Source organism: Vibrio sp. 1CM2L (genome assembly GCF_023161695.1).
Classification (GTDB): Bacteria; Pseudomonadota; Gammaproteobacteria; order Enterobacterales; family Vibrionaceae; genus Vibrio; species Vibrio coralliirubri.
Map to the genome: position 1 here is coordinate 162965 of NZ_JALNTT010000005.1, position 14678 is coordinate 177642.

Here is a 14678-nt window from a genome sequence, read left to right on the forward strand (position 1 = left end):
GTGCAAAGAGTGAAAGAGATCAATCAATCTATTTGGCAATGGCTTAACCGTGCCACACCAGAGGCGCTTTACGATCGTCAATTGGTATGGATTGCTCTTGGACTGATGCTGACGGGCTTAGTGATGGTAACGTCAGCTTCGTTTCCTATCAGTGCTCGTTTAACCGATCAGCCGTTTCACTTTATGTTCCGTCATGCCATTTTCCTTGTGTTGGCGTTAGGTGTCTCCAGCGTCATATTGCAAATCCCGATGCAGCGTTGGTTTCAATACAGTATGTATCTACTGGGCTTATCCTTCTTCTTGCTGATTGTGGTACTAGCCGTCGGTAAGTCGGTTAACGGCGCATCGCGTTGGATCCCATTAGGGCTATTTAACTTACAACCAGCTGAAGTCGCCAAGTTATCGCTGTTTATCTTTATGGCGGGCTACTTGGTTCGTAAACAAGACGAAGTGAGAAAAACCTTCTTCGGTGGTTTTGGTAAACCGATCATGGTGTTCGGCGCCTTTGCCGTGTTGCTACTGGGCCAGCCCGACTTAGGTACTGTGGTCGTAATGCTAGTGACTCTGTTCGGCATGCTATTCATTGCCGGTGCCAAGCTTTCACAGTTTATCGCCTTGATGGTGGCAGGTATTGCCGCGGTCGTCGGTTTGATTGTTATAGAACCTTATCGTGTTCGACGTGTTACCTCATTCTGGGAACCTTGGAACGACCCGTTCGGCAGTGGTTACCAGTTAACTCAGTCATTGATGGCGTTTGGCCGTGGTGATTGGATGGGGCAAGGGTTAGGTAACTCAATTCAAAAACTCGAATACCTACCCGAAGCACACACCGATTTTGTATTTGCTGTGTTGGCAGAAGAATTGGGTTTTGTTGGCGTGACCTTGGTGTTGATACTCATCTTTAGCTTGGTTTTTAAAGCCATTTTTATTGGCAAAAAGGCCTTTGAAAATGACCAAGTATTCAGTGGTTACCTGGCATTTGGCATCGGTATTTGGTTTGCATTTCAGACGCTTGTTAACGTGGGTGCAGCTTCAGGCATCGTCCCAACCAAAGGTCTAACCTTGCCGCTGATCAGTTATGGTGGTTCAAGTCTTATCGTGATGTCAGTGGCGGTTTCTATGCTGCTGCGTATCGATCACGAATGCCGAATGCAACAAAAAGAACAAGCCGATAATCAAAACGAATTAGTAGAATAAGAATCTAACGTGATGAAACAAAACAAAAAACTTTTAGTGATGGCTGGTGGTACTGGCGGTCACGTTTTTCCAGGGTTAGCGGTAGCTAAAAAGCTTCAGCAACAAGGCTGGGAAATTCGCTGGTTAGGAACGGCAGACAGAATGGAAGCGGATTTGGTACCAAAGCATGGTATTGAGATCGACTTCATCAAGGTGAAAGGCCTGCGTGGTCAAGGCATTAGCAAGTTAATTAAAGCGCCGTTCCAGATTATTAATGCCATACTTCAAGCAAGACAACACATTAAAGCATGGCAACCTGATGTGGTGCTTGGCATGGGTGGTTACGTGAGTGGCCCGGGTGGTATCGCGGCATGGTTGTCTGGCATTCCAGTGGTTCTGCATGAACAAAATGCAGTGGCAGGTTTAACCAACCAATGGCTGTCTAAGATTGCTAAAAAGGTTTTCCAAGCTTTCCCTGGTGCTTTCCCTACCGCAGAAGTGGTGGGTAACCCAGTACGCGAAGATGTGGTTGCCTTAGCTGAACCCGAGCAACGCATGGCTGAGCGTGATGGTGACATCCGCATCTTGGTTATGGGCGGTAGTCAGGGCGCCAAAATCCTGAATGATACCTTGCCAGTAACGATGGCGCGGCTTGGTGAAGGCTTCACTGTGATGCACCAAGCGGGTAAGAACAATCAACAGCAAGTCATTGAGCAATACAAATCACATTCTGTAGATAATGTTCAAGTGACTGAATTTATTGATGATGTGGCGCAAGCTTATGAGTGGGCAGATCTATTAGTGTGTCGCTCAGGTGCATTAACCGTATCAGAAGTGTCTGCGGCAGGTGTCGGATCTATCTTCGTTCCGTTTATGCACAAAGACAGACAACAAGCGTTGAATGCCGACCATTTAGTTGAATGTGGCGCAGCGTTAATGATTGAACAGCCTCAACTAACGGCTGATAAGCTAGCGAATACTATCGCGCAGCTTGATAGAAATGAATTAAAAATGATGGCTACAAAAGCTCGTCAAGCCGCCAAGCTTGATGCTGATGTGACCGTCGCTGAAGCGATTAAAGCTTTAGCAAAATAATGAGATTGAATAGATGACGATTGAACATACCCAAGACTTAGCGCAAATCCGTGCAATGGTGCCAGAGATGCGCCGTGTTAAATCTATCCACTTCATTGGTATTGGTGGTGCCGGAATGAGCGGGATTGCTGAAGTCTTGCTAAATGAAGGCTACCAGATCACGGGTTCTGATATTGCTCAAAATCCAGTGACTGATCGTTTAGTTAGCAAGGGTGCGACCGTTTATATCGGCCACCAGGCAAGTAACGTTGCCGACGCAAGTGTGGTGGTGGTTTCAACCGCTATCAACGAAGAAAACCCAGAAATTATTGCAGCTCGTGAAGCGCGCACACCGATCGTTCGTCGTGCAGAAATGCTGGCTGAGCTAATGCGTTTTCGTCACGGCATTGCTGTGGCAGGCACGCACGGTAAGACAACCACGACTGCGCTAGTGACACAGATTTATTCTGAAGCAGGTCTAGATCCAACCTTCGTAAACGGTGGTTTGGTGAAAAGTGCTGGCACTAACGCACGTTTAGGTTCAAGCCGTATTCTTATCGCTGAAGCCGATGAGAGTGATGCGTCATTCTTACATCTGCAACCAATGGTTAGTATCGTAACTAACATTGAAGCGGATCATATGGATACCTACGGTGGCGATTTTGAAACGCTAAAGCAGACGTTTATTGATTTCTTACACAACCTACCATTCTACGGCCAGGCTGTGATGTGCGTTGATGATCCAGTAGTGCGTGAGCTTATTCCTCAGGTAAGTCGCCAAGTGATTACTTACGGTTTCTCTGAAGATGCGGATATTCGTATTGAGAACTACGTACAAGAAGGTCAACAAGGTAAGTTCACGGTAGTACGTGAAGGTAAAGCTAACCTTGATATTACGTTAAACATTCCGGGTCGTCACAATGCATTGAATGCATCCGCGGCGATTGCTGTTGCAACAGAAGATGACATCAGCGATGAAGCGATTCTAAAAGCGATGGCAGGAACCGAAGGCACTGGTCGCCGTTTCGATCACCTAGGTGAGTACGAAACAGGTAAAGGCGTTGCAATGTTGGTCGATGATTACGGTCATCACCCAACCGAAGTTGATGTGACGATTCAAGCAGCACGAAGTGGCTGGACTGATAAACGTCTTGTAATGATCTTCCAACCGCACCGTTATAGCCGTACTCGCGATCTGTATGATGATTTTGCGAACGTTCTTGAGCAGGTTGATGTCCTAATTCTGTTAGATGTTTATTCTGCGGGTGAGAAACCTATTGCAGGGGCGGACGGGCGTTCATTAAGTCGAACTATTCGCGGGCGTGGTAAGATAGATCCAATCTTTGTTGCCGATATCAACGCACTGCCATCGGCTTTAGCCAACGTGATTCAAGGTGGTGACCTTGTTTTAACGCAGGGTGCAGGCGATGTTGGTCGAGTAGCGAAGCAGTTGGAATCGTTACAGTTAGACATTAATAAAATGCAGAACGCGTAACAGAATACTGTCTACAGACTGTGGTCAATCGCTCACTTCTTGCGATTGACCTAAAATTGACCAAAAATCTTATTATCAACGTTTGATAGTTTGATTTTGCTCAGTATAATTCATAGGTTAAAGTAAGTGCTTTTACCTCTATTACGAAGATAGGGAATAGAATTGCGAACCAACGACAGGGAATGCGGGCTTTGGTAGAAAGTACTTTTAGCGAAAACCGCCACCTATTCAGTTTACCGTCGCTCAAGAAACACGCCTTAGGCGGGTCTTTTTTTGTCATGGTATTGCTATTCATTGGGTTTCTTTTCTATACCACACTGACTTGGATGTGGGACGATCAGCGATTGCCTCTCTCCAAAATAGTACTTCAAGGCGACTTAACTTACGTAACCGCTGGTGATGTTCAACATGCCTTTAGCGAGCTAGAGCATATTGGAACCTTCATGTCGCAAGACATCGGTGTGTTGCAAGACAGTTTAGAAGCGTTACCTTGGGTTTCAGTGGTCTCCATTCGTAAGCAGTGGCCAGACACAATAAAAGTATTTTTGACTGAGTACCATGCAGCAGCAATCTGGAACGGCAACATGCTGCTGAATGACGATGGTCAGGTGTTTAATGGTGATATCGGCCTGTTAAAGGGCGATAGAGTTAAGCTTTACGGCCCAGACGGCACCAGCCAAGAAGTGATAGAAAAGTGGCGACAGATAACCCCTTTGATTAACAGTCTAGGGTTAACCGTTACCTCACTCGTTCTCAATGAGCGTCGCGCTTGGCAAATAATCCTAGATAACGGTATCCGTTTAGAACTAGGTAAAGATTCTTTAGATGAGCGTGTTGAACGCTTCATTTCGCTTTACAACGAACTTGGTAGTAAAGCGAATCAAGTGAGCTACATCGACCTCAGGTATGATACGGGAGCCGCTGTAGGCTGGTTTCCAGAGCAAGAGTTAGAAGAGAGCACAGATGACTAAGACCGCAGATGACAACATAATCGTTGGTCTTGATATAGGCACTGCGACCATATCAGCTCTGGTTGGTGAAATATTGCCTGATGGTCAAATCAATATCATTGGTTCTGGGCAAAGCCCATCCAGAGGTATGGATAAAGGTGGTGTAAACGACCTAGAGTCGGTAGTTAAGTCGGTTCAGCGAGCTATTGATCAAGCAGAGTTGATGGCGGAATGCCAAATCAGCAATGTATTTATCTCGCTATCGGGTAAACATATCGCAAGCCGAATTGAAAAAGGCATGGGCACTATCTCTGATGAAGAGGTGTCTCAAGACGATATGGATCGAGCGATCCATACCGCGAAATCAATTAAAATAGGTGATGAGCAGAGAATTCTGCACGTGATCCCACAAGAATTTACCATTGATTATCAAGAAGGGATTAAGAACCCACTTGGCTTATCTGGTGTTCGAATGGAAGTCAGTGTTCACCTAATTTCTTGCCATAGCGACATGGCGAGAAACATTATTAAAGCTGTTGAACGATGTGGTCTCACAGTAGAACAAATCGTGTTTTCAGGACTTGCCTCAAGTAATGCGGTAATAACTGAAGACGAGAGAGAGCTTGGAGTGTGTGTGGTCGATATCGGTGCGGGTACAATGGATATTTCCATTTGGACTGGCGGCGCACTCCGACACACAGAAGTCTTTTCCTACGCAGGAAATGCAGTAACCAGTGATATTGCCTTCGCTTTCGGCACGCCAGTGAGCGATGCTGAAGAGATAAAAGTAAACCATGGTTGCGCTCTGAGTGAACTCGTAAGCAAGGATGATTCTGTTAACGTCCCAAGTGTTGGTGGTCGCCCATCGAGAAGTTTGCAACGACAAACTTTGTCGGAAGTGATTGAACCACGTTACACTGAACTTATGGGTCTCGTTAACCAAACTATTGATACGGTTCAATTACAGCTACGAGATGAAGGTATTAAACACCACCTTGCAGCTGGCGTCGTTCTCACTGGTGGAGCGGCACAAATTGACGGATTGGTAGAGTGTGCGGAACGTGTTTTCCGCAATCAAGTTCGAGTTGGTAAGCCGTTAGAAGTTAGTGGCTTAACTGACTATGTTAAAGAGCCGTATCATTCTACGGCGGTTGGTTTACTTCATTACGCAAGAGATTGTCAGATCAGTGATGAAGGTGATTACAGCGAACCTAAGCGTTCAGCACCTTCTATGTCTGGTTTATTTGGTAAATTGCGTAATTGGATACAAAAAGAGTTTTAACCTGAGTTGCAGGAAAAAACGGAGATAACACATGTTTGAACCGATGATGGAAATGTCTGACGATGCAGTAATTAAAGTCGTTGGAGTTGGTGGCGGTGGCGGTAACGCTGTTGAGCACATGGTACGTGAATCAATCGAAGGCGTAGAATTCATCAGTGTTAACACTGATGCACAAGCACTTCGTAAAACAAGCGTGAGCAGCGTGATCCAAATTGGTGGTGATATCACTAAAGGTTTGGGCGCTGGTGCAAACCCACAAGTAGGCCGTGATGCAGCTCTCGAAGATCGAGAAAGAATTAAAGAAGTTCTAACTGGCGCCGATATGGTATTTATCGCAGCTGGTATGGGCGGTGGTACTGGTACAGGTGCTGCTCCAGTTATTGCTGAAGTTGCGAAAGAGTTGGGTGTGCTAACGGTTGCTGTTGTAACTAAGCCATTTAGCTTTGAAGGCAAAAAGCGTTTAGCGTTTGCTGAGCAAGGTATTGAAGAGCTTTCTAAACATGTGGATTCATTAATTACGATTCCAAATGAAAAGCTACTTAAAGTACTTGGCCGCGGCGTAACTCTGCTAGAAGCTTTCGCAAGTGCTAATGATGTACTTAAAAACGCTGTACAAGGTATCGCTGAGCTAATTACTCGCCCTGGTATGATTAACGTCGATTTCGCGGATGTTCGCACCGTAATGTCTGAGATGGGTCATGCAATGATGGGTAGCGGTATCGCAAAAGGTGAAGACCGTGCTGAAGAAGCTGCTGAAACGGCAATTTCTAGCCCACTACTAGAAGACATCGACTTAGCTGGCGCACGTGGCGTTCTTGTGAACATCACAGCAGGCCTAGATATGCGTCTAGATGAATTCGAAACAGTAGGTAATACAGTTAAGGCATTCGCATCTGATAACGCAACAGTTGTGATTGGTACTTCTCTAGACCCTGATATGACGGATGAAATCCGTGTAACTGTTGTAGCAACAGGTATCGGCACAGAGAAAAAACCAGACATTACATTAGTTGCTGGTGGTAAAGCTAAGGTTGCACCAACTCCTCAACCACAGGTAGCGGCTCAAACTGCACCAAAAGTGGAAGAGAAAGTGGCACAACCATTGCAAGAAAAAACTGAGGTTAAACCTCAAGTTAAGCCGCAGCCAACAACGTCACCTGTTTCTTCAGGTACAGGCGCTAGCCAAAGTGCAGCACCTAAGGCTGAGAAAGAGAGTGGATACTTAGATATTCCAGCATTCTTACGACGTCAGGCTGATTAACAAATACCCAAAATTTGACTATCGTCGAATTAATGGTAAAATTCGCGGTCGGTAAATACTGACCGTGATTTGTAGCACTGATAACGAGGCAAGCAGATGATCAGACAACGTACTCTGAAAGAAATTGTGAAAACAACTGGTGTGGGTCTCCACTCTGGTCGTAAAGTCACACTTACTCTTCGCCCGGCAGCTGCAAATACAGGTATTGTTTATCGTCGTACAGATGTAAATCCACCTGTAGATTTCCCAGCTGATCCAGCGTCAGTTCGTGACACTATGCTATGTACAGCTCTTGTTAATGACGAAGGCGTACGTATCTCTACAGTGGAACACCTTAACGCAGCTTTAGCGGGTATGGGCATCGACAACATTATTGTTGAAGTAGATGCTCCTGAGATCCCAATTATGGATGGTAGCGCAAGCCCATTCGTATACTTGCTACAGCAAGCGGGTGTAGAAACACTGAATGCAGCGAAGCGTTTTATTCGTATCAAAAAGCCTATCCGTTTTGAAGATGGCGATAAGTGGGCAGAATTTGTTCCATTTAACGGCTTCCGTATGGACTTTGAGATCGACTTTAACCACCCAGCAATTGAATCTGATGAGCAACGTTTGTTGTTTGATTTCTCTTCACAAGGTTTTGTGAAAGAGATTTCTCGCGCTCGTACTTTCGGCTTCATGCGCGACATTGAGTATCTACAATCTCAAAACCTAGTACTTGGTGGTAGCTTTGATAATGCTATCGTACTGGACGAATACCGAATTCTTAATGAAGAAGGTCTACGTTTTGACAATGAGTTCGTAACTCATAAAGTACTCGATGCGATTGGTGACTTGTACATGTGTGGACACGCTATTATTGGTGAGTTCCGTGCATACAAATCAGGTCACGGCCTAAACAACCAACTACTACGTGCAGTACTTGCTGACGCAGAAGCTTGGGAATGGGCAACATTCGAAGAAGAGGTAGGCTCTCCTGTTGCATTTGCTGAGCCAGGAATGGTTCTAGCGTAATTGTTGTTTACAACAATATAAGATTTCGAAAACCAGGTCATTGACCTGGTTTTTTTGTATCTATTTTCCAGATACAGTGTCGTCAACATCCGAAAGTTGTCTCCCAATGAGCTGCAGTCTGGCTAATCCATCAGCAATTAGAAAGAAAAGTTCCAAGCACATCAAACAAATGGGGTTATAAATGGTCGTTGGTGTGAAAATTACTTACACTAAAGGGCATTAATTTTAACTCAAGCCTTGAAAACTCTACTCTCAAGTACAATATCAAAGATACTAGATTTATCTCAGTATCCTTGGTTAGTAACTGAAGACTAGTTCATAGCTAGTAGAGACACTGACGGCATTTAAAATAGATCGCGGACGATCTGAGAACGAAGAGATTCCAAGCACATGATTACTAAGCTGCTGACAAAGGTAATTGGCAGTCGCAATGACAGAACACTGCGCCGCCTTAGAAAAATTGTAAAAGAAATTAATAACTTCGAACCATCGTTTGAAGCACTTTCAGACGAAGAGCTAAAAGCAAAAACGGTTGAGTTTCGTGAGCGCTTAGATAAAGGTGAATCGCTAGACCAACTTCTACCTGAAGCATTTGCTACGGTACGTGAAGCGTCTAAGCGTGTTTACGGCATGCGTCACTTTGACGTGCAAATGATTGGTGGCATGGTTCTAAATGCTGGCCAAATTGCAGAAATGCGTACTGGTGAAGGTAAGACTCTTACAGCAACCCTACCTGCTTATCTCAACGCCCTACCTAGTAAAGGTGTTCACGTAGTAACGGTGAACGACTACCTAGCAAAGCGTGATGCGGAAACAAACCGCCCATTATTTGAATTCCTTGGTATGACTGTTGGCGTGAACGTGCCAAACATGGCTCCACCAGAGAAGAAAGAAGCGTACCAAGCGGATATCCTATACGGAACAAACAACGAGTTTGGCTTCGATTACCTACGTGACAACATGGCTTTCCGTGCTGAAGATCGTGTTCAACGTGAGCGCTTCTTTGCTGTTGTCGATGAGGTTGACTCAATCTTAATCGATGAAGCTCGTACTCCACTTATTATCTCTGGCCCAGCTGAAGATAGTTCAGATCTTTACACGCGTATTAACACGTTGATCCCTAACCTTGAGCGCCAAGATAAAGAAGATTCTGAAGAGTACCGTGGTGAAGGTCACTACACCATGGACGAGAAATCGAAACAGGTTCACCTGACTGAAAACGGTCAAGAATTTGTAGAAGAGCTAATGGTCAAAAATGGCCTGATGGAAGAGGGTGACACGCTTTACTCTCCAACAAACATCAGCCTATTGCACCATGTTAATGCAGCGCTGCGTGCACACGTACTGTTTGAGAAAGACGTCGACTACATCGTTACTGAAGAAGGCGAAGTGGTTATCGTTGATGAACATACTGGTCGTACTATGCCAGGTCGTCGTTGGTCTGAAGGTTTACACCAAGCTGTTGAAGCTAAAGAAGGTGTGAAGATTCAGAATGAAAACCAGACGCTAGCATCGATTACATTCCAGAACTTCTTCCGTCTATACGAAAAGCTGTCAGGTATGACAGGTACAGCCGATACAGAAGCTTTCGAATTCCAGTCTATCTACGGCCTAGAAACGGTGGTTATCCCAACCAACAAGCCTATGGTTCGTAACGATATGCCAGATGTGGTTTATCGTACCGAAGAAGACAAGTTCAATGCGATCATTGAAGACATTAAAGACCGTGTAGCTGCTGGTCAGCCATCATTGGTTGGTACGGTTTCTATCGAGAAGTCTGAACTACTGTCTAACGCACTGAAAAAGGCAAAAATTAAGCACAGCGTTCTAAATGCTAAATTCCACGAAATGGAAGCAGAGATCGTTGCACAAGCTGGTATGCCGAGCGCTGTAACTATCGCAACTAACATGGCTGGTCGTGGTACCGATATCGTGTTAGGTGGTAGCTGGCAGGCACAAGTTGAGAAGCTAGATAATCCAACCAAAGAGCAGATCGAGAAGATCAAAGCTGACTGGAGAGTAATCCACGATAAAGTACTTGAGTCTGGTGGTCTGCACATCATTGGTACTGAGCGTCATGAATCTCGTCGTATCGATAACCAGCTACGTGGCCGTTCTGGTCGTCAAGGTGATGCGGGTTCTTCTCGTTTCTACTTATCAATGGAAGACTCTCTGCTACGTATCTTCACATCGGATCGTATGGCTGGTCTTATCCAAAGTGGTATGGACGAAGGCGAAGCGATTGAATCTAAGATGCTTTCTCGCTCAATTGAAAAAGCACAACGTAAAGTGGAAGGTCGTAACTTCGATATTCGTAAGCAGCTTCTTGAGTACGATGATGTAGCTAATGACCAACGTAAAGTGGTTTATGAGCTTCGTGACGAACTGATGAGTTCTGACGACATCAGCGAGATGATCGAACACAACCGTGAAGATGTACTGGCATCAGTGATTGATGAATACATCGCACCTCAGTCTCTTGAAGATATGTGGGATATCGCGGGTCTGCAAGATCGTCTGAAGAATGACTTCGATCTAGACTTTGATATTCAAGGTTGGTTAGACGAAGACGACAAGCTTTATGAAGAAGCATTGCGTGAGCGTATTCTTGCTATGGCGGTTGATTCGTACAAACAGAAAGAAGAAGTGGTTGGTGCTCAAGTACTGCGTAACTTCGAGAAATCTGTGATGCTACAAACGCTAGACGGTCTTTGGAAAGAGCACCTGGCTGCGATGGATCACCTTCGTCAAGGTATCCACTTACGTGGTTATGCTCAGAAGAACCCGAAACAAGAGTACAAGCGCGAGTCGTTTGAACTGTTTGAAGGCCTACTAGATGTACTAAAAACAGACGTTGTTACCATCCTTTCTAAAGTTCGCGTTCAGCAACAAGAAGAAGTTGAAAAGATGGAAGCTCAACGTCAAGCTCAAGCTGAAGAAGCGGCGCGTCGTGCACAAGCACAACATGCAACGGCTGAAAACCAGCTAGCTGACGATGAAGCTGAAGCGGCATCTCCACAAACGGTAGTACGTGATGAGCGTAAAGTGGGTCGTAACGAACCATGCCCATGTGGAAGCGGCAAAAAATACAAACAGTGTCACGGTAAAATTGACTAATGCTTTGCTGTAGTGGCTGATAACTACGTCGGCGATGCTCATTTACACTTGTAAACTCCGCGTCGCCTCCTCGTTCTCAACCAATACAGCTTTGCCTTAATATAGTTTTGATAAAAAGAGTCGCTTAGGCGGCTCTTTTTGTATGTAAATTTCATGGCTTACTTTGTTACGCAAGGAAGTCGTCATTCCCTATAGCGAGGAACGAGTGTAATAGGGAATCTCGTTTAGTTAGGCTCATATTGTTTTAGATACCCAACTCAGTCGTTCCTCCTTCTTGAGGATGACGTATTCAGGGACTGTGTGAGCGAAGTGCTTTATTAAGGAACACCAACACATGAAAAGAATCCACATAGTAGCGGGCATTATCTTCAACCAAGATAAGTCGCAGGTATTTATCACTAAACGTCCGGACGACAAACACAAAGGCGGTTTCTGGGAGTTTCCTGGTGGCAAGGTTGAAGTGGGCGAAACCATTGAACAAGCAATGACTCGTGAACTTGATGAAGAGATTGGCATCAAGGTGACAGAACAGTCTCTGTTTGAGCACCTTGAATTTGATTACACCGATAAGTCGCTTAAGTTCGACTTCATCCTTGTGACCGACTTTGAAGAGCAGCCTTATGGTAAAGAAGGTCAACAAGGTGAATGGGTAAGCCTAGAATCATTGAATCAATACGCCTTCCCTGAGGCAAATGTGCCAATTTTAGAGCGAGTAATAAAAGAGTTTTCGTAATTGCTAGCCTGAGTTTGAGATTGTTGTTAGTTTAAAGAGATTAATCGATTGAACGTTGCTGCAAGAGATAAGTGGCAACGGTAACCAAAACAATGGAGATATTCGCAGTGGTAAGAATTGCAATTGCAGGAGCAGCGGGCCGTATGGGTCGCAACTTGGTGAAAGCCGCTCATCATAATTCAGAAGCAAGTGTTGGAGCTGGTTCAGAGCGTCCAGAGTCATCTTTGGTCGGCGTAGATGTCGGCGAGTTATGCGGTGAAGGTCGTTTTGATGTTGCTTTAGTCGATGATTTGTCTAAAGCCATCGAAGAGTTTGATGTGATTGTCGATTTTACAGCCCCTGTTAGCACATTAGCGAATATTGAACTTTGTAAACGTCACGGTAAAAAACTGATCATCGGTACGACGGGTTTCTCTGAAGAAGAGAAGCAGGTGATTGATGCGGCTTCAAAAGAGATGGCGATCGTAATGGCACCTAACTACAGCGTTGGTGTAAACCTGGTCTTTAAGCTGCTAGAGAAGGCCGCTAAAGTGATGGGCGACTATTGTGATGTCGAGATCGTTGAGGCTCATCACCGTCATAAAGTCGATGCACCGTCAGGTACTGCGATTGGTATGGGCGAAGCTATTGCGGGTGCGATGGGTAACGAACTGAACGATGTAGCTGTATGGTCACGCGAAGGTATTACTGGCGAGCGTACTAAAGATGAGATTGGTTTCGCGACGATTCGTGCCGGTGACATTATTGGTGAACACACCGCTATGTTTGCTGATATCGGTGAACGAGTGGAAATTACCCATAAAGCCACTGATCGAATGACCTTTGCTAATGGCGCAATCAAGGCCGCGGTTTGGTTAAATGATAAACCAGCAGGCTTTTATACCATGACGGATGTGCTTGGTTTGAATGACCTGTAAATAGATATTTATGCGCTGGCAATTGCCGGCGCTTTCTTTATTTGGTGCCTTTTCCTTAGTAATCTCTCTTCTACTACCTTCCTTCTACTTTCTTATTATCGTCATTTTTCCTCTATTTCTATGTTGTTTATGTGGTCTTTGGTGTGTTTTTTGTTTTAGATCTTTAAATTGCCATGTTTTCTCTTGGTATTTATCGATTGCGTTTTGTTGCTGATATTTTTGTCACTCTATGGTTGGTTAAAATGAGGGGTGAAAATTAGAAAATCGTAATATTCGAGCTAAATGCGTATGAAAGTTGAACTTTTGGGGCTTTGAGGGGGTAAATTGAATTAGTCCTTACAAATGTTTAATTTCTTTTGAGTTAAATGTTGACACGTATCACGCAGATCACTAAAATACCGCCAATTTGTCTAATTTCCATAAACACGCAGTTTTTGGTGTTGCAGGAAGGTAGATTTGCAAATTAAATCAATTTTAATGCATTTTTATTTCTGGAGGTTGTCTTGAAGAAGTCAGCACTACTCGTCCTAGAAGATGGGACAGTATTTCACGGTGAAGCCATTGGCGCTGTAGGTTCTGCAGTTGGTGAAGTCGTTTTTAATACCTCGATGACGGGGTACCAAGAAATCCTCACTGATCCTTCCTATTCTCAACAAATCGTTACCCTTACTTACCCTCACATTGGCAATACCGGAACCAATTCCGAAGACGAAGAATCTTCTTCAATCCACGCTCAAGGCCTTGTGATTCGCGATCTCCCTCTAATCGCTTCTAACTTCCGTAATGAACAATCCCTTTCTGATTACCTTAAGTCGCAAAACGTTGTTGGTATCGCTGATATCGATACTCGTAAGCTGACGCGTATTCTTCGTGAAAAAGGCGCACAGAACGGTTGTATCGTAGCGGGTAACAACCTAGACGAAGCTTTGGCTCTAGCTAAAGCAAAAGAATTCCCTGGCCTGAAAGGTATGGACCTTGCGAAAGAAGTTACAACAAAAGAAGCGTATCAATGGAAACAGGGTTCGTGGACGCTTACGGGTGGACTTCCTGAAGCGAAAGCAGACTCAGAATTGCCATACCACGTTGTTGCTTATGACTTCGGTGCAAAACGAAACATCCTACGAATGCTTGTTGACCGCGGCTGCCGCCTAACGGTTGTTCCTGCTGAGACTTCAGCTGAAGAAGTACTTGCTCTGAACCCAGACGGTGTTTTCCTTTCAAATGGCCCTGGTGACCCAGAACCATGTACTTACGCAATTGAAGCGACAAAAGTGTTCCTAGAAAAAGGTTTACCGATCTTCGGTATCTGTCTAGGCCACCAGATTCTTGCTCTTGCGTCAGGCGCTAAGACAGTGAAGATGAAGTTTGGTCACCACGGTGCAAACCACCCGGTTAAAGATTTAGATCGTGATGTTGTGATGATTACTTCGCAAAACCACGGCTTTGCTGCTGACGAAGAAACCCTTCCAGAGACACTACGTGCAACGCACAAATCACTATTTGATGGTTCTCTACAAGGTATTCACCGTACAGACAAACCAGCATTCAGCTTCCAAGGTCACCCTGAAGCAAGCCCAGGTCCAGAAGACGCAGCGCCGTTATTCGACCACTTTATTGAACTAATCAAACAGCACACAGCGTAATTCGGAGTAGTAGACA

11 protein-coding genes are annotated in these 14678 nt (G+C 44.9%); all 11 read left to right on the forward strand.

Annotated features, from left to right (window positions below; all coding sequences use genetic code 11):
- Entirely contained in the window at nucleotides 1-1197 is a 1197-nt protein-coding gene (ftsW, locus tag MSG34_RS17655) for a cell division protein FtsW (protein ID WP_048609688.1), read from the forward strand.
- Between the two features lie 12 nt (nucleotides 1198-1209).
- Complete coding sequence (gene murG / locus MSG34_RS17660) at nucleotides 1210-2271, forward strand: undecaprenyldiphospho-muramoylpentapeptide beta-N-acetylglucosaminyltransferase (protein WP_248338873.1); 1062 nt, start codon at nucleotides 1210-1212, stop codon at nucleotides 2269-2271.
- A gap of 13 nt (nucleotides 2272-2284) precedes the next feature.
- Nucleotides 2285-3745 carry a UDP-N-acetylmuramate--L-alanine ligase gene (gene murC / locus MSG34_RS17665; RefSeq protein ID WP_017059288.1) on the forward strand — a complete coding sequence of 487 codons (1461 nt, stop codon included), beginning with the start codon at nucleotides 2285-2287 and terminating at the stop codon, nucleotides 3743-3745.
- Between the two features lie 191 nt (nucleotides 3746-3936).
- Nucleotides 3937-4716, forward strand: coding sequence for a cell division protein FtsQ/DivIB (locus tag MSG34_RS17670; protein WP_029235089.1), 780 nt, complete (start codon nucleotides 3937-3939; stop codon nucleotides 4714-4716).
- Nucleotides 4709-5977 (forward strand): cell division protein FtsA, encoded by a 1269-nt coding sequence (gene ftsA, locus MSG34_RS17675; RefSeq protein WP_010434747.1) that lies wholly within the window; start codon nucleotides 4709-4711, stop codon nucleotides 5975-5977. Before MSG34_RS17670 ends, ftsA begins: the two co-directional genes overlap by 8 nt.
- 31 nt (nucleotides 5978-6008) lie before the next feature.
- Nucleotides 6009-7238 carry a cell division protein FtsZ gene (gene ftsZ / locus MSG34_RS17680; RefSeq protein WP_017059291.1) on the forward strand — a complete coding sequence of 410 codons (1230 nt, stop codon included), beginning with the start codon at nucleotides 6009-6011 and terminating at the stop codon, nucleotides 7236-7238.
- Between the two features lie 96 nt (nucleotides 7239-7334).
- The gene (lpxC, locus tag MSG34_RS17685; RefSeq protein WP_010434751.1) at nucleotides 7335-8252 is read left to right on the forward strand and encodes a UDP-3-O-acyl-N-acetylglucosamine deacetylase; all 918 of its coding nucleotides are present in this window, start codon (nucleotides 7335-7337) and stop codon (nucleotides 8250-8252) included.
- Nucleotides 8253-8642: 390 nt separating this feature from the next.
- A complete protein-coding gene (gene secA / locus MSG34_RS17690) occupies nucleotides 8643-11369 on the forward strand; it encodes a preprotein translocase subunit SecA (RefSeq protein ID WP_048618232.1) in 2727 nt (908 codons plus the stop codon).
- A 334-nt stretch (nucleotides 11370-11703) separates the two neighbouring features.
- Nucleotides 11704-12102, forward strand: coding sequence for an 8-oxo-dGTP diphosphatase MutT (mutT, locus tag MSG34_RS17695; protein WP_017098312.1), 399 nt, complete (start codon nucleotides 11704-11706; stop codon nucleotides 12100-12102).
- 92 nt (nucleotides 12103-12194) lie between these two features.
- Nucleotides 12195-13019 (forward strand): 4-hydroxy-tetrahydrodipicolinate reductase, encoded by an 825-nt coding sequence (gene dapB / locus MSG34_RS17700; RefSeq protein WP_020628676.1) that lies wholly within the window; start codon nucleotides 12195-12197, stop codon nucleotides 13017-13019.
- Nucleotides 13020-13522: 503 nt separating this feature from the next.
- Entirely contained in the window at nucleotides 13523-14662 is a 1140-nt protein-coding gene (carA, locus tag MSG34_RS17705) for a glutamine-hydrolyzing carbamoyl-phosphate synthase small subunit (protein WP_048609692.1), read from the forward strand.
- The last annotated feature ends 16 nt before the right edge of the window (nucleotides 14663-14678 follow it).

Excerpts from the sequence above, each read along its gene's own strand:
- murG (WP_248338873.1), top strand. The coding sequence starts at position 1,210 with ATGAAACAAAACAAAAAACTTTTAGTGATGGCTGGTGGTACTGGCGGT.
- murC (WP_017059288.1), top strand. The coding sequence starts at position 2,285 with ATGACGATTGAACATACCCAAGACTTAGCGCAAATCCGTGCAATGGTG.
- ftsA (WP_010434747.1), top strand. The coding sequence starts at position 4,709 with ATGACTAAGACCGCAGATGACAACATAATCGTTGGTCTTGATATAGGC.
- ftsZ (WP_017059291.1), top strand. The coding sequence starts at position 6,009 with ATGTTTGAACCGATGATGGAAATGTCTGACGATGCAGTAATTAAAGTC.
- lpxC (WP_010434751.1), top strand. The coding sequence starts at position 7,335 with ATGATCAGACAACGTACTCTGAAAGAAATTGTGAAAACAACTGGTGTG.
- secA (WP_048618232.1), top strand. The coding sequence starts at position 8,643 with ATGATTACTAAGCTGCTGACAAAGGTAATTGGCAGTCGCAATGACAGA.
- mutT (WP_017098312.1), top strand. The coding sequence starts at position 11,704 with ATGAAAAGAATCCACATAGTAGCGGGCATTATCTTCAACCAAGATAAG.
- dapB (WP_020628676.1), top strand. The coding sequence starts at position 12,195 with ATGGAGATATTCGCAGTGGTAAGAATTGCAATTGCAGGAGCAGCGGGC.